We start from the raw sequence: 18407 nt of genomic DNA, 5'->3' as shown, positions 1-18407 counted from the left end.
CGAGGACCTTTCGCTGAGCGGCGCGCGGAGACGACTGCGGCGATCAGTGCACCCAGCGACTCCAGCGGGCAGAGCCTACTTGCTTGTTAGGTATTTAGCTGACGTGCTAAATAGTGAGCATGACAGAAGCTCAGGACGAGGCCGGGGCCTTCCGCGCCCTCGCCGATCCGACGAGGCGCCAGATCCTGGAGTACCTCAGAGGCGGCGAGCTCGCGGCCGGCGAGATCGCGGCGCGGTTCGCGATCAGCGCGCCCTCCATCTCACGGCATCTCGGCGTGCTCAAGAGCGCCGGACTGGTCACCGAGCGACGGGAGGGCAACCGGATTCTCTACACGCTGGCCGAGGACCGCCTGGCCACCAGCATCGGGCGGTTCCTCAGCGCCGTGTGTCCCGAGCAGATAGTGCTCCGCCACACCAGATGGCGCCCCGCGGCGCAGAGCGAGGAATCATGAGACACCCGCGCCTGTCCAGCGTCGTCGAACGACGGCTGCTGGTGAACTACCGGGTCGCCCCGGACGCCGCGGCACGCCTGCTCCCCGGGCCGCTGCGCCCGCAACTCGTGAACGGCCACGCGGTCGCGGGCATCTGCCTGCTGCGCCTGGGAAGCGTCCGGCCCGCCTGGGCGCCCAAGGCGTTCGGACTGCGCAGCGAGAACGCGGCACATCGGATCGCCGTCGAGTGGGACGGACCGGACGGCGTCGAGACCGGCGTCTACATCCCACGGCGCGACACCGCCTCACGGCTCAACGCCTGGGCCGGCGGCCGCCTCTTCCCCGGCGAACACGGCCGCGCCGACTTCGACGTGCACGAGACGCCCGACCGGATGCGTGTCGCGCTGAGGACATGGGACGGCGACACCCGCGTGGACGTCACCGTCGAGCCTGCCGACGAACTGCGGGACAGCGAGCTCTTCGCCGATCTCGCCGAGGCCTCCCGATTCTTCCAGCGCGGGGCGAAGGGCTACTCGGCCACCGGCTCCGGCCGCCACCTGGACGGCATGGAACTGCGAACCGACGCCTGGCACGTGGCAGCCGGCCGGGTCCGCTCCGCCACGTCGTCCTTCTTCGACGACCCGGACTGCTTCCCGCCGGGCAGCGCGACCCTGGACTGCGCCCTGGTCATGCGCGACGTCCCCGTCAGCTGGCGGCCGCTCCCGGCCATGGCCACCGAGGCCTGAGCCGCTAACCCTGCTGCTCCTCGGCGGCCTGCTGCTGAGCAGCGTGGTGGCGGAGTCCTGGTCCTGGCTCGGCCTCGCCGGCTTCGCGCTGGTGACCGGCGTCCACGTCGTGAAGGGCGTCCGCCTGCTCCGCGCCCGCCGCCCCACGGCCTGATCCGGAAGGCAGGCGTCACAAGGGCACGGGACCGACAGGCGGAATCACCCGAGCGCTCCTAGTGTGGACGCCGTACCCGATCCAGCGACGAAGGGGGCCGGCGCCATGGGCCACAACGCCGCCATGGGCAAGGTCAAGGGCAGGATGAAGGAAGCCGTCGGCAAGCTCACCGGCAACGAGCGGCTCCAGTCCGAGGGCCGGACCGACCAGGCGAAGGCAAAGGTACGAGAGGCCGCGCACAACGCCCGGCAACGCGCCGCGGGCATCATGGACTCCCTCAAGCACCACGACCACCGCAAGTAGCCGTCGGCGACGAGGAAGTCCCGAGGCCCAGGCCGCACCGCGACGCCCCGGCGTCACCACCAAGGGCGGTGACGCCGGGGCGGGCGTGCCGGGTCAGCGACGTGGCGTCACCTGCCGTACCACGCGTTGCGGATGGCGACTGTCTACGTGTCGCTGTGCGAACGGCGAGCGGAAGCCGGAGGGAACCGCACCGTGTCCACCCACGTGGGAGCCACGGCAACGCGGGGCGGCGGACGTTGGGGCTCAGGGCGGGTGACGGGCGCTGCGGTGGTGGCTCGGCGGTGTTCCCCACTGACGTGTGAAGGCCCGGGAGAACGCCGACACCGAGGTGTAGCCGACGCTTCTGGCCACGGCCGGCAGCGCGTCGGAGCTGTCACGGAGTCGCCGGCCCGCCAGTTCCAGGCGCCAGCGGGTGAGGTACGCCAGGGGTGGCTCGCCGACGAGCTCCGTGAAGCGGCGGGAGAGCGTGGCGCGCGAGACGCCGACCCGGTGTGCCAGTTCCTCGACGGTCCAGGGCCGGGCCGGGTCCTCGTGCAGGAGCGAGATGGCGGCGGCGGTCTCCGGGTCGCGCAGGCCCAGGATCCAGGAGGCGCCGTGCTCGTCCCGGTCCGCGGTCCACCGGCGCAGGATGTGGACGAACAGCACGTCGGTCAGCCGGTCGATGACCGTCTGGGAACCGGGCCGGGGTTCGGCGAGTTCGGCCGTGAGCATGCGCAGGATGTCGGCGAGCTCGCTCCGCTCGGGTGTCCCGCCGTCGGCGGTGGGCAGCACCAGCACCGGCGGGAGGGTGAGCAGCGGACGGGAGACGCGTCCGTCGAAGCGGTAGCCGCCGCAGATGATCCGGGTGCGGGGCCCGGGTCCCGGAACGTGGATCTCCGACCCCCGGTGTCCGGGCCGCGCGGCCACGAGGTCGTCGTAGGCGGTCGCCGGGCCGCTCGGGGCGTCGGACATCACGTGGCCGGCGCCGACGGGCAGCAGGACCAGGTCGCCGGTGACGAGTCGGATCGGCTCGGTCCCCGGGCGGCGCAGCCAGCAGGAGCCGCTGACGACGGTGTGGAAGACCGCGATCGGCAGCTTCGGGAACTCGATGCCCCAGGGTGCCGCCACGTCGACCCGGGCGAGCACACTGCCGCCGACCTTGGCTGCGGCGAGGACATCCGCGAGCGCGTCCATGCCGGCAGCGTAGTCCACGCCTCGGCCTGGCGTGAGACGAACGGCAATGAAAGCGCGCATCACAGGCATGGATCGGCTCAATCGGTGCTCATAGCGTCGAGCCATCCGAACCTGATCACTCTGAACGGAGTATTCCGTGCCCGGCACGAAGGTCATCCCCCTCCCGGTCCTCGGGAAGCGGAACGTCAACGCCTATCTGCTCCTCGGCCGCCGGCCGGTCGTCGTCGACGCCGGAGTCCCCGGCAGCGGCCGCAAGGTCTACGAACGCGTGGCCGAGCAGGGGGTGGACCCGGACGACGTCTCCCTGATCGTCGTCACCCACGGCCACATCGACCACTTCGGCGGAGCCGCCGAACTGAGCCGTCTCACCGGGGCACCGATCGCCGCGCACGTGGGCGACCTCCGGCAGTACACCAGCGGCCGGGTGCGCGAGCCCTACCTGCCCACCGGAAGGCTGGGCAGGCTGCTGGCCACGCTTCCACCCTTCCACGTCCGGGCCGAGCCGTTCACCCCGAAGCTCCTCGTCCGCGGGGAGACGCCGCTGGCCGACTACGGCATCGACGCCCGCATCGTCCCCACCCCGGGCCACACCGCCGGGTCGATGTCGGTCCTCACCGAGGCGGGCGACCTCGTCGCCGGGGACCTGATCGCGACACCGCTCCTCGGACTCCTGCCCCGCCGGCCGTGGAACCCTCCCTTCCACGACGATCCGCTCGCCAACCTCGCCAGTCTCCGGCGCATGCTCGACCTCGGCCCCGAACGGCTGCACGCAGGTCACGGCGGCGTGCTGGAGCCGGACCGGGTACGGCGATGGGCGGCGAAGGAGCAGCGACGGCTGGCGCGGCTGGAGACGAAGGGACGGTTGCGGGTACGGGTGGACGGCGAACACATCCCCGGCTGATGCCTGAGGCGCCGTCACCGGGCAGCCCCACGACCGCCGTTGGATGGCCTGGGGCTGCGTCGCCTGTGAGCCGCGCCGCGCCTAGGAGCCGCGTCGCACGCGGGCGGCCTTGCGGGCCTCGGCCGTGCGCCGTGCCTCGGCGGACCTGCGGGACTCGTTCTTCGCGCGGCCGGGCTTCCCCGGGACGGTGCCCATGCCGCGGAAGGCCGCGCCGCGCCGGTCGCCGCCCGCGGAGGCGGGCTTGCCGGTCTCGGGGGTGCTGGAGGGCGTCCTGGCTCCGGTGATGCGCCGCAGCTCGGACTCGCCGGGGCGGACCTTGGTGATCCGGGGCCGGACGCCCGCGTCCGCGAGAAGCCGGGCCAGGTCACGGCGCTGGTCGGGCAGGGCCAGGGTGACGACGCTTCCGGAGGCCCCGGCCCGTGCCGTACGGCCGCCGCGGTGGAGGTAGTCCTTGGGGTCGGCGGGCGGGTCGACGTTGACGACGAGGTCGAGGTCGTCGACGTGGATGCCGCGGGCCGCGACGTTCGTGGCCACCAGGACGCTGATCGCACCGGTCCTGAACCGCTCCAGGGTGTCGGTCCGCTGGGGCTGGGACTTGCCGCCGTGCAGCGCGGCGGCCCGCACCCCGCTGCCCACGAGGTGCCGGGTGAACCGGTCGACGGCGGCCTTCGTGTCCAGGAACATGATCACGCGCCCGTCGCGGGAGGCGATCTCCGTGGCGGTGGCGAACTTGTCGGCCCCGTGGACGTGGAGCACATGGTGCTCGACCTTGGACCCGGTCTCCTCGGTGAGGTCGACCGCGTGGACCACCGGATCCTCGAGATACCGGCGCACCAGCGACTCGACGTCCTCGTCCAGCGTGGCCGAGAACAGCATCCGCTGCCCGCCGGGCCGCACCTGGTCGAGCAGCTCGGTCACCTGGGGCAGGAAGCCCATGTCCGCCATCTGGTCGGCCTCGTCGAGGACCGCGATCTCCACCTGGTCGAGGCGGCAGTCCCTGCGCTCGACGAGGTCCCTGAGGCGGCCCGGGGTGGCGACGAGGACCTCGGCCCCGGCACGCAGCTCGCCGGCCTGCCGGCCCGACTGCAGACCGCCGACGACGGTGGCGAGCCGCAGCCTCAGGGCCTCGGCGTACGGCGTGAGCGCCTCGGTGACCTGCTGGGCCAGCTCGCGCGTCGGTACGAGGACCAGCGCGAGCGGCTTCTTGGCGTCGGCGCGCCGGCCGGCCGTACGCGCCAGGAGCGCCAGCCCGAAGGCGAGCGTCTTGCCCGACCCCGTACGCCCGCGGCCGAGGACGTCGCGGCCCGCGAGCGCGCTGGGCAGGGTGGCGGACTGGATCGGGAACGGGGTGGTGACGCCCTGGGCGGCCAGCGTCGTCAGGACCGCCTCGGGCAGCTCCATGTCGTCGAAGCGCTCCGCGGCCGGGAGCGGCGGGGTACCGGTGTCGCCGGTGAGAGCGGCGAGGCCGGTGAGATCTCCCGTACGGGCCGAGCGGTTCATGAGTGCCATGCCTTCTTCGATGGGGTTCCCACCAAGGAAAACACGGCGGGCACGGGCCGGCCGAATCCCCGGGACGTATCAGGACGATCATGTGACCGCCGTCGTCCGGGTGGGAGAGGCCGTGGCCGCCCGGGCTGGTCGGCTGAAAGCCGGCGGAAAGTCCGCCAGGGCGGCGGCGGCCGGGGCTGCCGCCGCTGGTCGCAGGGCGAGCCAGCCGGTGGCACGCTGAAGGTAACGAGGAAGGATCCGTGCCGCCGAGCCCCGGGAGGATCCGATGGGACGTGACGTCCCGGCTCTGACCTTCACGCGTGACGACCGTCGCCGCTTCCGCGACAGGACGCACGCCTCCCTCGATGTCCTCGCCCGCATGCTGCGCGAGGCGCGCTTCGACGTCGAGCGGCCGCGGGTCGGCCTCGAGATCGAGCTGAACCTCGTCGACGAGACCGCCAGACCCGCCATGCGCAGCACGGAGGTCCTCGAGGTCGTCGCCGACCCCGCCTGGTCGAGCGAGCTGGGCCGGTTCAACCTGGAGATCAACATCCCGCCGCGCCGTCTCACCGAGGGCGGCCCCGACACCTGGGAGGAGGAGATCCGCAACGCTCTGAACCACGCCGAGGGCAAGGCCGCCGCCATCGGCGCGCACCTGGTCATGATCGGGACCCTCCCGACTCTGGAGCGCGGGGACGCCAACCGCGCCGCGCTGTCCGAGAACCCGCGCTACCACCTCCTCAACGACCAGATCTTCGCCGCACGCGGCGAGGACCTGCTCATCGAGATCGACGGGGTGGAACGGCTGCGGACCTACGCGGACACCATCACGCCCGAAGCGGCCTGCACGAGCACACAGTTCCACCTCCAGGTCGCGCCCGAGGAGTTCGCCGCCCACTGGAACGCCGCCCAGGCCATTGCCGGCGTCCAGGTCGCGCTCGCCGCGAACTCGCCCTTCCTCTTCGGCAAGGAACTGTGGAGCGAGACCCGCATCCCGCTGTTCGAGCAGACCACGGACACCCGGCCCGACGAGATCAAGATCCAGGGGGTGCGGCCCCGCGTGTGGTTCGGCGAACGCTGGATCACCAGCGTCTTCGACCTCTTCGAGGAGAACACCCGCTACTTCCCGGCGCTGCTGCCGCTCTGCGACGACGAGGACCCCGAGGAGACCCTCGACCGCGGCGAGATCCCCCACCTGGCCGAGCTCACCCTGCACAACGGCACCGTCTACCGCTGGAACCGTCCCGTCTACGCGGTCGTCGACGGCGTCCCGCACCTCCGCGTGGAGAACCGCGTGCTGCCGGCCGGGCCGACCGTGGCCGACGTGATGTCGAACGGCGCCTTCTACTACGGTCTCGTCCGCGCCCTGGTCGACGAGGACCGGCCGGTGTGGAGCCGGATGTCCTTCGCGGCCGCCGAGGACAACCTGCACACGGCGGCCCGACGCGGCATCGACGCCGAACTCTTCTGGCCCGGCACCGGCCAGGTGCCCGCGACCGAACTGGTCCTGCGCCGGCTCCTCCCGCTCGCCCACCGGGGCCTGGAGACCCTGGGCCTGGACACGAGCTGGCGCGAACCGCTGCTCGGCATCATCGAGCAGCGCTGCGTCTCCGCCCGCAACGGGGCCGTGTGGCAGACGGAGATGTTCCACCACCTCCACGACATCGCCCACCTCGACCGGCCCGCCGCCCTGCGCCGGATGACCAGCCAGTACATCGACTTCATGCACCTCAACGCGCCGGTCCACACCTGGCCGGTGGAATGACCGGCCGCGCTCAAGGGCTGTCGTCGGGGGAGTCCGGGCGGGGCCGCATCAGCAGCAGGTCCTCGCCCCACGCGTCCAGCACCGCCCCGTGCCCGGCCGCCCGGGCGGCCGCCTCGACCCGGGCGAAGAGCCGCTGCTGCGGCGCCACTTCGCCGGTCGCGGTGATCCGGGTGACGGTGTCGAGCAGCGCGGAGCTCTCCCAGCCGGGCAGCGGGAACCGGTCCAGCTCCCAGGCCAGGTACTTGTTGTAGGGGCGCGGTCGGCAGGCCAGGGCGAACAGCAGGTCGAGCAGGAAGCCGACACTGGCGGCCGCGTCGAGGTGGCCGGCGAGCGCGTCGCCGTCGCGGTGGTTCTTGACCGAGCGGTAGAGAGCGTTGGCGTAGGCGTCCAGCAGGGCGGCGCCGGACCGGAAGGCGTCCTCGGCGCCCAGCCGCCCCATCGCGGAGACGATACGGGCGACCTCACCGTCGCGGCGGTCGAGCAGCACCCGGGAGCGGGCGATGGCATACCGCTCCCAGTCGGCGGGCCTGCGGAACCGTTCGAGGGTGGTGACGACCAGGTCGAGCCGTGCGGAGCGGTAGCCGTCGAGCGCCGCCAGCTCACTCGCCGCGTCGTCGTCGAGGATGACGTAGAGATCGTGGTCGGAGTGAGAGGTGGTCATGCCGTCGTGGGCCCTGGAGCCCTTGAGGACGAGCCCGACGACGGCCGGGTCGGATGCGGCCTCGGCGACGAACTCCGCGAACTCCGCCGTCACGCCGGCTCCTTGCGCATCAGCGCGCACATCGCCTCGTACCGCTGGAGCGAGCCGTCCTACGGACGAGCTCGCGCACGTGCTTGGAGGAGCCGGCCCAACCGCAGGACGGCGGGTCCGCCTCGGCCAGGTCGCGCACCGAGAGATGCAGCCTGATCTCGGTCATCGGCGACTCCCTTCGACTCCGGCAGCTGACGTCTCCTATTCCAGCAAGCCGGTCCGCGTGCCGTCCAAGGGGTTTCGAACCGGGCCTCAAGCCGTCATGTGCAGGCCCGACGACCTGGGCAGGCCCCGCGCCGTGCGAATTACGCGGGGCCGCCTACAGAAGCACCCATCGGGGGTGTTACTGCGACGGTACGGCGCGCGGTGCAGGTGTGCATGTCGGGCCGCGTCCGCCGTCGACGACCGCGTCGAAGCAGGTCCAGCCGTCCACTTCGACGTGCCGCTGCCCCGCCCGGCTCTCCAGGACGGGCGCAGCGGCATCCAGCAGACGCCGAACCGCCCCCGGCTCGTGGAGATTGAGCCGGCTCCGGTCGGACAGCCGGACGACCGTGCCCGACTCGAAGTAGCAGTTGGAGATGACACGGCCCGCGGTCGGCCGGAACACCAGCGACAGCCGCCGCCGGGAACGCCCTCCCGGACCCGTCGCGTCCGGGAACAGGGACAACACCAAGCGACAGGCGTCGTAGTCGGGCCGCAGCCGCTGCCGCACCGACCAGTACCAGGTCCCCTGGTCGGTGACGAGCCGCCGGAGGCGTCGATCGTTCTTCACGGGGCCACCGTAGACAGGGCTGTTGCGCGAAGGCAGCGCAATTTCGCAGCGTCTTCGGCCTGCGCCGCCAGCCCGGACGGACGCCCGGCGTCAGCTGCAGGGAGGGCCGACCCCGGATGGGGTGCGGCCCGCGAGCCAGGAGGCGATCCGTTCCTTGTACTCGCGGTTGAGGTGCGGACTGTCGTACGCGACGGTCCACTCCAGGTACCGGAGGACGTTCGCCGAGCGGGCCGGGTGCGGCACCGTGAGGACGTCGACGCCGACTTCGCCCGTCGAGCAGACGAGGTACACGCTGCCGTCGAGGGCCATCATGGCGAAGCCCGGGTGGCCCGCGTGCACGCCGAGGAACGCCGAGGCGGCGCCGCGCCCCATGATGTCCCACCGATCGAGCAGCCGGACCCGGGTCCAGAGCGCCGGCGGTGGCGTGGTGATGCCGTCGTGCATGTTCTGCAGGGCTGCCCGGTGTGTCCTGGTGCCTTGCGGAAGCTGGACGAGGAACTCACGCCGGTCGTCGAGAAGGCCAGAGGACACGGCGAGGTCGTACCAGTCCGCGTTCAGTCGCTCGACGAGCCGTGGAGTGTCGTACGGGTGGGAGAATCCGCCGGCGATGTCCTCGCCCTCGTATCCGTGCACGAACGGCATCGTCCCGTCCGGCACGGCGTCCGGGACGACCTCGAGCCCGGCCCGCCGCAGCGGCCGGTACACCTTGCGTTCACGCTCTCTGATGCCCATCGGTCACTGTTCTAGCAGGGGCGGTGGGGTCGACAGGTGTCCCCCCCGAGGACAACGGGTTACCGGGCCGCGGCCGCGGCCTGCCGGTCGGCAGAGCCGCAGCAGCTGTCCGGGGCGGCGCCGGTCTTCTCCGCAACGCCGGCCGGTCCCAGACGGCCGCCGCCTTCCTCAACCGTCTCGGAGCGGACCGCGTCCAGGTCCGCTCGGCGGGTTCCGACCCCGCGGCCGGTGTGAATCCGGCCGTGGTGCGGGCGATGGAGGAGGTCGGTATCGACATCGCGGCCGAGACCCCCAAGGTCCTCACGCCCGAGGCGGTGCAGGCCTCGGATGTGGTGATCACCATGGGCTGCGGCGACGCCTGCCCGTACTTCCCCGGCAAGCGCTACCTCGACTGGAAGCTCGACGACCCGGCGGGACAGGGCGTCGAGGCGGTCCGCCCGATCCGCGACGAGATCGGGCGACGTGTCCGCGGCCTGCTCGCCGAACTCGGCATCGAGCCTGCGGCGTGAAGGCCGCCGCGGCCGCTGCGCGCTTCACGCACGTCGGTCCGGACGGCAGGTCCGCCGGCCTACTGGACTGACGCCAGGACCCGCTCGAGCGCGGCTCGGCCCGCGGGGCCCCATGTCGGTTTGCCGCCCGGCAGGCCCCGGTCGCCGGCCCGGCCGATGAGGATGAGGGCGAGACACTTCCCGGCGGCCAACCCGCGGGCACGAAGGATCATCGCCTCGTCCACATCCCCGTACGCGTCGAAGAACCGCACGGCCGCGCCCGCCGGGAGCAGTATCCAGGCGGCCGCGAGATCGACCGCCGGGTCGCCGGCGCACATGTCACCGAAGTCGATCACGCCCGAAAGGGTCCGGTCGGAGACGACGACGTTCGCTGGATGAAGGTCGCCGTGCAGCCATACGGGCGGGCCGTCCCAATCCGGAGCGGCGACGGCCGCGTCCCAGATGTCCCGGACCTTCCGGAGCTCGGCGGCATCGCCTTCGAAGGCGACTTCGACTTCCGCGAGACCCTCTTCGAAACCGTCCGAGAGCGTCTTGAGCGGAACGCCGCGATCACGACTGACCGGTGCGTCCGCGGGCGCCTCCACATGGAGTGCCTTGAGGAAGCCCGCCAAGGTGTCGGCCGCGCTGTCGTGGCTGATCGGGGCCCGGTCGGCCGGCTCTCCGGCAACCCAGGTCGCGATGTTCCAGGGGCGCGGGAAGCGCGCGGACGGTTCGCCCACCCGTACAGGGGTCGGCACCGGAAGCGGCAGGCGCGGGGCCAGGACGGGAAGCCACCGGTGCTCCTTGCGCAGGAGGGACGGCGCACGCTCCGAACGAGGCAGACGGACCGCCAACTCGTCTCCGAGACGCCAGAGTTGGTTGTCCCAGCCGCCGACGACCTCACGCACGTCCAGTTCCGCCAGGTCCGGATGCTGCTCACGCACCAGAGCGCGAACCAGGTTCTCGTCGATCGCCAAGTTGTCCATGGACCCACTCAACCATCGACACGCCGTCCCTGTACGGGGGATGGGGACCAAGGTGCCGCTTCAGGGCCGGTGCCACTCCAGAGGACGGTGATGTCGACGGTCGCCGGTTTGCCGACGCCGATGGTCAGGGTGGGCGCCCAGACGATCGCACCCGTCCTGGCGGAAGCCGTGTCCGACCGTACGTGCACCGGTCAGGAGTGGCTTGCGGAAAGGGCGCGGGTCGGGCCGAGCGGGTGATCACGCCCGGCAACCGGAGGAGCGGCGGCCCCGCGGCCGTACCCGTACGGCGCGTGCCGCGCACAGTGGGAACGTGGATGTCGACAAGGTGGCGGAGGAGCTGTACGGCCTGAAGCCCGGCGACTTCGTCGCGGCGCGGGACGCGTACGTCGCCGAGGCCCGCAAGGCGAAGGACCCTGTGGCGGCGAAGGCGATCGCCGCGCTGCGCCGGCCCGCGCTCGCGGTGTGGGTCGCGAACCTGCTCGCTCGCCGGCGGCCGGAGGAAGCCGGACAGTTCCTGGCGCTGGGGGAGACGCTGCGGGAGGCGCATCGGACGCTCGACGCCGAGCAGCTGCGCGCGGCGAGCAGGCAGCGGCATCAGCTCGTCGCCACGCTCGCCCGTACGGCCGCGGCCTTGGCGAGCGAGGCCGGGCAGCCGGTGAGCGACACGGTGCTGAGTGAGATCGAGCAGACCCTTCAGGGCGTGCTCGCCCATCCAGATGTTGCCGAGCTGTGGGCGAAGGGCCGGCTGGCCAAGGTTCCGGAGGCCGCGGTCGACTTCGCCGCCGTCGCCCCGGAGACGAAGCCCACCCGCGCGGCGACGCCGGCCAAGCAGCCGACGTCGAAGCAGAAGCCGGCCCGTGCGGCGCCGGCCAAGCAGCCGATGCCGAAGGAGAAGCCGAGCCGCGCGGAGGAGAAGCGGCTGCGCGACCTCGAGCGTGCTCGTACGGCGGTGGCGGAGGCCGACGCCGAGGTCGACCGGCACGAGCGGGAGCTCGGCGAGGTGCGACGGGAGCAGGAGGTGGCGGCGGCGAAGGCGGAAGAGGCGGCCGAGCAGGTTCACCGTCTGGAGCGCGAACTGCAGGAGGCACGGCAGACCCGACTCGACCGGGACACGGCCGCGGCGAAGGCCGGTGCCGAGGCGAAGGCCGCGGAGCGTGCCCTGGAGCGGGCGCGGCGACTGGCCGAGCGGGCCCGCCGCGAGGTGGAGCGGCTGGAGCGACAGGAGAGCTGAACGCGGGCCGCTTCCGCCGTTGCCGGTGGCTGTGTCCGGCTGCCATGCCGGAGTTCGGCAGGGCGGCGGCGCGGGCGGGCGTGCTGAGCGCGCTGGGACCGGAGGACTCACGAACAGTCCGCACGCCGGAGGCCAGCGGCAGCGGCACGGACATCGGGCAGGGCACGGGCCTCGGCATCGGCATCGGCATCGGCACCGGTGCCGGCCTCCGCGTCACCGTCCGCGTTCCCGCGACGGCGGAAGACCGCGCGGTACGTGCTCGGCGGGTGGCCCGTGTGCCGGCTGAAGAGGGCCGTGAAGGTGCCCGGATCGCCGTAGCCGACGGACGTGGCAATGGCAGCGACCGTACGGTCGGTGGTCTCCAGCAGGTGGCGGGCGCGGCGGACGCGCGAGGACTGGAGGTGGGCGAGCGGGGTGCGGCCGGTCTCGGCGGCGAAGCGGCGCAGCAGGGTCCGGGTGCTGACGCCGAAGGCGGCGGCGAGAGAGGCGAGGTCGTAGCGGGCGGCGAGGTGCTGGTCGAGGTGGCGCATCACCCGCTCGGAGAACGCGCGGCCGGGCTGTGGGAGCAGCCGGGCGTCGACGTAAGGGGTCTGGGAGGTGCGCGCGTCGTCGACGAGGGCGAGCCGGGCGGTCGTACGGGCCACGCGCGGCCCGCCGTGCCGGCGGATCAGGTCCAGCGCGAAGTCGTACATGGCGCTGAAGGCGGCCGTCGTCGTCACGCCCGAGTCCGTGACCACGAGTTCCTCGGGTCGCACGTCGGCGGCGGGGCGGCGGCCGGCCAGGGCGTCCGCGTGGAGCCAGGACGTCGTGGCGCGGCGCCCGTCGAGCAGTCCGGCGTCGCCGAGCAGAAAGGCACCGACGCAGAGCGAGACGACGGCGGTGCCGGCGGCGAAGTGCGCGCGGATCGCCGCGATCTCGGGGGCGAGGGCACCGAGGCGTGCGTCGAGGTCCGCGTCCGGCAGCAGTTCGAAGCCCGGGACGACGAGGACGTCGACCTCACGCAGCGGGCCGACGTCCAGCCGCGCGCCGCCGGAGGCGGTGACCTGGCGGCGCGGCGAGACGATCGCCACCTGATAACCGGGCCCGTCCGGCCCCGCGACGTGCGCGGCCATCGTCAACAGGTCCGGCACGCCGAAGACTTCGGATCCGAAGCAGCCCGGATACGCCAGGACCCCGATCCGCAGTGCGCTCATGATGGCGAGATTACCCGTGTACCTGGCGATGTCGCCTCTCACCCGACTCCCGTCCGGCGGGCGACGCTGAGTCCATGACTTCTTCCGCCGACGATCCGATCGACGACTTCACCCACCGGCTCATCGACGTGGACGGTGTGGTGAAGACGGTCCACACGGCCGGTTCCGGGCCCGCCGTCGTCGTCCTGCCCGAGATGCCCGGCATCAGTCCCGACGTGCTGCGCCTCGCGCGTTGGGTGCGGGACGCGGGCTTCACCGTCCACGTGCCCTCCCTGTTCGGGACCGACGGCGCCTTCCCGACGGTCGAGGGCGGCGGGGAAGTGGTCCGGCGGGCGTGCGTCAGCGCGGAGTTCCGGGCGTTCGCCGGGGGCGGTACGAGCCCGGTCGCGGCGTGGCTGCGCGGTCTGGCGCGCCGGGCACACGCCGAGTGCGGCGGTCCGGGCGTCGGTGCGATCGGACTGTGCTTCACCGGCAACTTCGCCCTCACCATGGCCCTTGAGCCGGCCGTGATCGCGCCCGTGGTCAACCACCCCTCCCTGCCCCTCGACGACCCCGGCGGGCTCGAACTCGACGCGGCGGACGCGCGCGCGATCCGGGAACGGGTGGCCCGCGACGGACTGACCGTCCTCTCCTACCGCTTCGAGGGCGACCGCTGGTGCACGGGTCGCCGCTTCGCCGCGTACCGCGCGCTGCTCGGCGATGCCTTCGACGGCCGTGTCCTCCCGGACAGCGCGGCGAATCCCGAGCCGCCGCCGTTCTTCGCCGAGCTGGTCGGTACGCCGCACAGCGTCGTCACCGCCCATCTCGTCGACGAGGCCGGCCACCCCACCGTCCGGGCCCGTGACGAGATCCTGGCCTTCCTGGCCGAACGTCTGCGTCCCTCCGGTGAGCAGGTCAAAGGGACATCCCCATAAGGGAGTTGATGTCCGCTGCGATACGTTGGGACGGTGACCGACATCGAACCGCGCATCGACACCTCCCGGCCGCACACCGCCCGGATCTGGAACTACTGGACCGGTGGCAAGGACAACTACCCGGTCGACCGGGAGGCCGGCGACCGGATCCGGGAGCTGCATCCCGGGATCGGGGAGTACGCGAAGGCGGACCGGCTGTTCCTGGGGCGGGCGGTGCGGTACCTGGCGGAGCAGGAGGGCATCCGGCAGTTCCTGGACATCGGCACGGGGCTGCCGAGCGCCGACAACACGCACGAGGTCGCCCAGCGCGTCGCCCCCGACGCGCGTGTCGTGTACGTGGACAACGACCCGCTCGTCCTCGCGCACGCCCGCGCCCTGCTGGTCGGGACGCCCGAGGGCCGCACCGACTACCTGGACGCCGATCTGCGGGACGTCGACACGATCCTGGCCGCCGCGGCGAAGACGCTCGACTTCTCGCAGCCGGTCGCGCTGATGCTGCTCGGGGTCGTCATCTTCGTCGAGGACGACGCGGAGTCGTACGCGATCGTGCGCCGGCTCCTGGACGCGCTCGCCCCCGGCAGCCACCTCGTCCTGTCCCACACGGTCACGCACCCCGACATGCCGGACGTCGACGCGGCGGTGGCGTTCTGGAACGAGCACGGCACGCCGAAGCTCACCCAGCGGACCCCGGCCGCCATCGCGCGCTACTTCGACGGCCTGGAGCTGCTGCAGCCCGGAGTGGTGTCCTGCTCCGCGTGGCGGCCGGAGACGCCGACGCCGGACGTCGCGATGTACGCGGGCGTCGGCCGCAAGTAGAGGCGGCCTCGCCGAGCAGGACGTCTCCCGGCGCCGGTCCTACGCCTCGCAGCCGTACTGCTCGGACAGGTTGTCCACCGCCTCCAGGACGATCTTGCGGGACGCCTCGGTCAGTGCCTTGTCGTTCCAGTTCTGCGCCACGGCGACGCCGGGGGCGACCTTCAGGACGACGGTGACGTACGGGGCGTCCGTCCGCATCTTCCCGGGGCAGCCGCCGGGAAGCTGGACCTCGCTCTGACGGGGTCCCACCCAGCCGGAGCGGCCGCTGCCCGGCGGGACGGCGCCCGCCGCCGGGGCGTCGAGGACGTCGGTGGCCTGGACGTCGAGGGTGTACTGGGTGCGGTAGGCCGTCTCCTTGCCCGTCTTGCGCCCGACGAAGCAGATGGTGGAGAACACCGGGTCTCCCTTCGCCGCTTCCGGCTCGTGCTCGTCCACCGTCAGCTCGCCGCCCCTGCGGTCGTCGAGCCCGGCCGCGGTCTGCTCGGTGAGCATGCCCAGGCACAGGTTCTGGGCCCGCAGGTCCTTCAGCTTGCTGGGCCACAGCTGGACGGCGGCCACGACGGCCGCCGCGGCCACCAGGACGGCGGGCAGCACGAGGTACTTCCTGTCCATCAGTAGCGCTCGCCCATCTTCATGTCGGCGTCCTTCATTCCGTTCTGGTACCACTGCTGTGCCGTCGGCTGCAGACCGTCCTCGTACTCGCCGGGGCTCGCATCCAGCTCCGCCGTGGCGAGGCCGCGCTCCTTCGCCATCTGACGCAGCATGGCGTACATCTCGCGCTCGCCGTTGTCGTAGTGGTTGATCATGTTGTTGCGGGTCTCGGCGTCGACCTTGGCGTTCAGACCGTTCATGTACTCGGCGGTCGCCACGTCGACCGAACGCTGGATCGCGTCGCCCGCGACGGGGATGGCCGTCAGAGGGGTGCCGATGACGTGGTAGTTCATCATCTTGTTCCAGCCGTTGGCGTCCTTCTGTGCCTGGCCGAGGTCGTAGATGACGTCGCCGCGCACGCCGTCGAGGTGGCCGAGGACGGACGAGGACTGCTTGATCCAGGCGCGCAGCTCCGGGTCCTCCTTGCGGAAGGAGTCCGCCGGGAAACGGTCGAGGCCGTCGGCGATCACGGCGGTCTGGGAGGCGTGGATGACGCCGAAGGCCTGGGGGTCATCGGCGGTTGACCGGATGATCCGGGTCAGGGCGCCGCGGTCGATGTCGAGGTGGTTGAAGTCGGTGGGCCCGTCCATGTTCTTGCCGAGGATCTGGTGCACGTCGGAGCCGTAGTCACCGATCATCTCCCCCATGGCCATGCGCATCGGGACGGGAACGGCGCTCTGGTTCTTCTTCGTCGCCTCGGCGTACTCGTCGAGCACCCGGTCGAGGATGGCGGTCTGCGCACCGTCGTGGTGGGTGCCCACCGGGTGCAGCGGGCTGCCCGGCTCGCGGCCCGTGGCCGCGGCGTCGAGGGCGGCCGCGAACTCGGCGCGCGCGGAGCTGCGTTGCAGATCCTCGGGCATCTTGTCCTGGACGTCGCCGCCCGGCCAGTGCCGGTCCTCCATGAAGTACTTCAGGTTGTCCCCGGTGTTCGGGTCGAAGTAGTGGGTGGCGGCCGACGGATTGCGGCTCATCGCGTTGAGGAGACCCTTCATCGGGTCCTCCTGCGTGCCCTGCCAGTTCTTCATGACGCCGTCGTAGGCGTGCTTGTCGTGCGTCTCCCACTCACGAATGCTGTCACCGACCTTGGTCAGGAACGCCTGGCTGTAGACCGGGTCGCCCTTGTCCTTGCGGAACGGGCTGTCCTTGGGGTCCTTCGGGTCGTACGGGCTGTCGCCGGCGTCCGCGGCCATCAGCCGGGTGAGCGCGTTCAGGCCGGCCGCGCCACCCTTCAGCTGGCCCGGATGCTGGTCCGGCAGGCCGTTGCCGTCGCGGGCCATGGCGACGAGCCGGTCCGTCCAGGCCGAGGTGACGCCACCCGGGGAGCCGATCGGCGAGTCCGGCCCGGTGGCCGTGGCGAGCGTGCCGGACAGGGCCTTGTAGAGGCGGGCGTCGGTCGTCGAGACCTGCCCGTCGCGGCCGCCGTGCTCCAGGCTGCCGGCCAGCAGCAGCACCGCCTCCTGGTCCTTGCGGCCGTTGTAGTCGAGGTTCGTCATCAGCTCGGCGGCGAACGCGGGCGAGTCCTTGCCGCCCTCGACGAGCGTGAGCAGCCGCTCGCGCTCCTTGCCGTCGAGGTAGTCCCAGCGGGCGTACAGCTTGGCCGCCTCGCGGCCGTTGGCGGTCTGCTGCCGCTCCTCCTCGCGCAGCTTCTTCGCCTCGGCGACACCCTCGATGTCCGTGCTGCCGAAATCGTTGGGGTGGTTCTTGACGAGCGCGCGCAGGCCCCAGGCGCACAGTTCGTCGGCCTCGGCCGCGCGCTTCAGGATGCCTTCCAGCTTCTCCCGCAGCGCGTCGAACTGGGCCTCGGTGGCGACGGGTTCGGTGCTGTCGGCCGACCGCCGGTCGGGATGGACGCGGTGGCTCAGCACGCCGTTCGGGTAGATCGTGATGCCCGGCGGAGGGTTGTCGTACGCGGCCTTGAGGTCGTCCTGCGCGGACTTCAGCAGGGTGTGCGCGTCCTGAAGGAGGTCGCGCACGGACGTGGCCTCGGTGACGGCGTCGCCGAACTCCTTGGCCGTCTTGGTGACGAACTCCTTCGTCACGGAGGCGTTCTCGCCCCGCCAGGTCGACTTGTCGGCCTTCGTCTTCATGGCTGACGCGTCGGTCTGCAGCTGCGTCAGCTTGGCGATCATCTCGGTCCACTGGGTGGCGGCGGTGTCCATCGGGCCGAGCTTGGCGTTCAGGAGCTGCTCGAACGTGGGCATGGGTGGTTCGGCTCCTTAGCGGAAGTACTTGTCGATCTGAGAGGCGGACACGGCGCCGTCGGCGCCGGGCGCGACGGGGCCGACGATGCGCAGCTGGGCGGCGATCAGGTCGTCCTCGGCCCTGGCGGACTTCTTCGTGTAGTTGAGGTGGTTGGAGATGTGGGCGCAGGCCTGGAGCAGCGTCTTGACCTGCGTCTCCCACGTCTTGTTCACCTCGCTCAGGGCCGCACCGGAGTCGAAGCCGTCGCCCTTCAGGCTCGTGCCCGCGCTCTCGCTCGCCGTGCTCGCGTGCTTCCCGGCGGGCTCCAGCCCGTTGAAGAGGCCGTACGCGGCGTGCCCGATCTCGCCGAGATCGTCGTCCTCCACGACGTAGTCGGCCGAGCCCTTCGCGGCGGCCGAACCCCCTGTACTGCCGGCCCCGTTCAGCCGCATGGCAACGGCCGCCTTCTCCGCGGCCCACTCTTCGTCGAACGACATCACGACACCCCCGTGCCTGATCGAAAAGGCTGTCCGCTGCGCCACGCTACCCCCGCGCCTCGGAGCCTGACCCGGATCGTCGATCATGACTACGGAATCTTTGCGACGGCTTTGCGGATGCGCCGACGCGAAGCGTGGAACGGCTTGCGGCGCAAGGGCGTTGACGCATGTCGGTGCTTGTCTCCTTCGTGCCGGCGTCGATCCGACACGTACTGGTGGGAGTCGGTCGCCCTG

At 71.9% G+C, this 18407-nt stretch carries 20 protein-coding genes; 9 read left to right on the top strand and 11 right to left on the bottom strand.

Going from position 1 to position 18407, the window contains the following annotated elements:
* The first annotated feature begins 119 nt into the window (after nt 1–119).
* From ACWEV0_RS00610 to ACWEV0_RS00600, 3 genes are all read left to right on the top strand, one after another.
* A complete protein-coding gene (locus ACWEV0_RS00610; protein WP_453145102.1) occupies nt 120–452 on the top strand; it encodes a metalloregulator ArsR/SmtB family transcription factor in 333 nt (110 codons plus the stop codon).
* Entirely contained in the window at nt 449–1177 is a 729-nt protein-coding gene (locus ACWEV0_RS00605) for a DUF2071 domain-containing protein (RefSeq protein WP_453145100.1), read from the top strand. The genes ACWEV0_RS00610 and ACWEV0_RS00605 overlap by 4 nt, the downstream gene beginning before the upstream one ends.
* Nucleotides 1178–1436: 259 nt before the next feature.
* Nucleotides 1437–1634, top strand: a complete 198-nt coding sequence (locus ACWEV0_RS00600) for a CsbD family protein (protein ID WP_453145098.1) — start codon at nt 1437–1439, stop codon at nt 1632–1634.
* A gap of 243 nt (nt 1635–1877) precedes the next feature.
* Here ACWEV0_RS00600 and ACWEV0_RS00595 read toward each other — a convergent pair whose 3' ends face one another.
* Entirely contained in the window at nt 1878–2807 is a 930-nt protein-coding gene (locus ACWEV0_RS00595; protein WP_453145096.1) for a cupin domain-containing protein, read from the bottom strand.
* A gap of 136 nt (nt 2808–2943) precedes the next feature.
* Between ACWEV0_RS00595 and ACWEV0_RS00590 the strand changes: the two genes are divergently transcribed.
* The gene (locus tag ACWEV0_RS00590) at nt 2944–3708 is read left to right on the top strand and encodes an MBL fold metallo-hydrolase (protein ID WP_453145094.1); all 765 of its coding nucleotides are present in this window, start codon (nt 2944–2946) and stop codon (nt 3706–3708) included.
* An 81-nt stretch (nt 3709–3789) separates the two neighbouring features.
* Here the strand turns inward: ACWEV0_RS00590 and ACWEV0_RS00585 are convergent, their stop codons facing one another.
* Nucleotides 3790–5208 carry a DEAD/DEAH box helicase gene (locus ACWEV0_RS00585; protein ID WP_453145264.1) on the bottom strand — a complete coding sequence of 473 codons (1419 nt, stop codon included), beginning with the start codon at nt 5206–5208 and terminating at the stop codon, nt 3790–3792.
* 274 nt (nt 5209–5482) lie between these two features.
* Between ACWEV0_RS00585 and ACWEV0_RS00580 the strand changes: the two genes are divergently transcribed.
* The gene (locus ACWEV0_RS00580; RefSeq protein ID WP_453145092.1) at nt 5483–6961 is read left to right on the top strand and encodes a glutamate-cysteine ligase family protein; all 1479 of its coding nucleotides are present in this window, start codon (nt 5483–5485) and stop codon (nt 6959–6961) included.
* Nucleotides 6962–6971: 10 nt separating this feature from the next.
* On the opposite strand, the gene ACWEV0_RS00575 is transcribed toward ACWEV0_RS00580, so the two are convergent.
* The 4 genes from ACWEV0_RS00575 to ACWEV0_RS00560 all read right to left on the bottom strand — a co-directional run bounded on the left by ACWEV0_RS00575 (nt 6972) and on the right by ACWEV0_RS00560 (nt 9216).
* Nucleotides 6972–7715, bottom strand: a complete 744-nt coding sequence (locus ACWEV0_RS00575; protein WP_453145090.1) for a hypothetical protein — start codon at nt 7713–7715, stop codon at nt 6972–6974.
* A gap of 16 nt (nt 7716–7731) precedes the next feature.
* A complete protein-coding gene (locus ACWEV0_RS00570; protein ID WP_453145089.1) occupies nt 7732–7878 on the bottom strand; it encodes a hypothetical protein in 147 nt (48 codons plus the stop codon).
* 177 nt (nt 7879–8055) lie between these two features.
* Nucleotides 8056–8484: a hypothetical protein gene (locus ACWEV0_RS00565; protein ID WP_453145087.1), complete on the bottom strand. Its 429-nt coding sequence runs from the start codon at nt 8482–8484 to the stop codon at nt 8056–8058.
* Between the two features lie 90 nt (nt 8485–8574).
* Nucleotides 8575–9216, bottom strand: coding sequence for a hypothetical protein (locus ACWEV0_RS00560; RefSeq protein ID WP_453145086.1), 642 nt, complete (start codon nt 9214–9216; stop codon nt 8575–8577).
* Nucleotides 9217–9296: 80 nt separating this feature from the next.
* Between ACWEV0_RS00560 and ACWEV0_RS00555 the strand changes: the two genes are divergently transcribed.
* Nucleotides 9297–9725, top strand: coding sequence for an arsenate reductase ArsC (locus ACWEV0_RS00555; RefSeq protein WP_453145262.1), 429 nt, complete (start codon nt 9297–9299; stop codon nt 9723–9725).
* Between the two features lie 59 nt (nt 9726–9784).
* Here the strand turns inward: ACWEV0_RS00555 and ACWEV0_RS00550 are convergent, their stop codons facing one another.
* Nucleotides 9785–10690, bottom strand: coding sequence for an aminoglycoside phosphotransferase family protein (locus ACWEV0_RS00550; protein WP_453145084.1), 906 nt, complete (start codon nt 10688–10690; stop codon nt 9785–9787).
* A 310-nt stretch (nt 10691–11000) separates the two neighbouring features.
* Here ACWEV0_RS00550 and ACWEV0_RS00545 point away from each other — a divergent pair, with 310 nt between their 5' ends.
* Complete coding sequence (locus ACWEV0_RS00545) at nt 11001–11921, top strand: hypothetical protein (RefSeq protein WP_453145083.1); 921 nt, start codon at nt 11001–11003, stop codon at nt 11919–11921.
* 107 nt (nt 11922–12028) lie between these two features.
* On the opposite strand, the gene ACWEV0_RS00540 is transcribed toward ACWEV0_RS00545, so the two are convergent.
* Nucleotides 12029–13114 carry a GlxA family transcriptional regulator gene (locus tag ACWEV0_RS00540; protein WP_453145081.1) on the bottom strand — a complete coding sequence of 362 codons (1086 nt, stop codon included), beginning with the start codon at nt 13112–13114 and terminating at the stop codon, nt 12029–12031.
* A gap of 74 nt (nt 13115–13188) precedes the next feature.
* On the opposite strand from ACWEV0_RS00540, the gene ACWEV0_RS00535 reads away from it, so the two are divergent.
* Together ACWEV0_RS00535 and ACWEV0_RS00530 are read left to right on the top strand one after the other, a co-directional pair.
* A complete protein-coding gene (locus ACWEV0_RS00535) occupies nt 13189–14028 on the top strand; it encodes a dienelactone hydrolase family protein (protein ID WP_453145079.1) in 840 nt (279 codons plus the stop codon).
* A 33-nt stretch (nt 14029–14061) separates the two neighbouring features.
* Nucleotides 14062–14844: an SAM-dependent methyltransferase gene (locus tag ACWEV0_RS00530; RefSeq protein WP_453145077.1), complete on the top strand. Its 783-nt coding sequence runs from the start codon at nt 14062–14064 to the stop codon at nt 14842–14844.
* 39 nt (nt 14845–14883) lie between these two features.
* Here the strand turns inward: ACWEV0_RS00530 and ACWEV0_RS00525 are convergent, their stop codons facing one another.
* The 3 genes from ACWEV0_RS00525 to ACWEV0_RS00515 are packed head-to-tail and all read right to left on the bottom strand — an operon-like array spanning nt 14884 to nt 18173.
* Nucleotides 14884–15456: a hypothetical protein gene (locus ACWEV0_RS00525; RefSeq protein WP_453145075.1), complete on the bottom strand. Its 573-nt coding sequence runs from the start codon at nt 15454–15456 to the stop codon at nt 14884–14886.
* Entirely contained in the window at nt 15456–17696 is a 2241-nt protein-coding gene (locus ACWEV0_RS00520) for a DUF6571 family protein (protein WP_453145073.1), read from the bottom strand. Before ACWEV0_RS00520 ends, ACWEV0_RS00525 begins: the two co-directional genes overlap by 1 nt.
* Nucleotides 17697–17711: 15 nt before the next feature.
* Nucleotides 17712–18173: a hypothetical protein gene (locus ACWEV0_RS00515; RefSeq protein ID WP_453145071.1), complete on the bottom strand. Its 462-nt coding sequence runs from the start codon at nt 18171–18173 to the stop codon at nt 17712–17714.
* Nucleotides 18174–18407: the final 234 nt, after the last annotated feature.

Source organism: Streptomyces sp. NPDC003943, from assembly GCF_053605265.1.
This window is presented reverse-complemented; position numbering and strand designations above follow the sequence as displayed.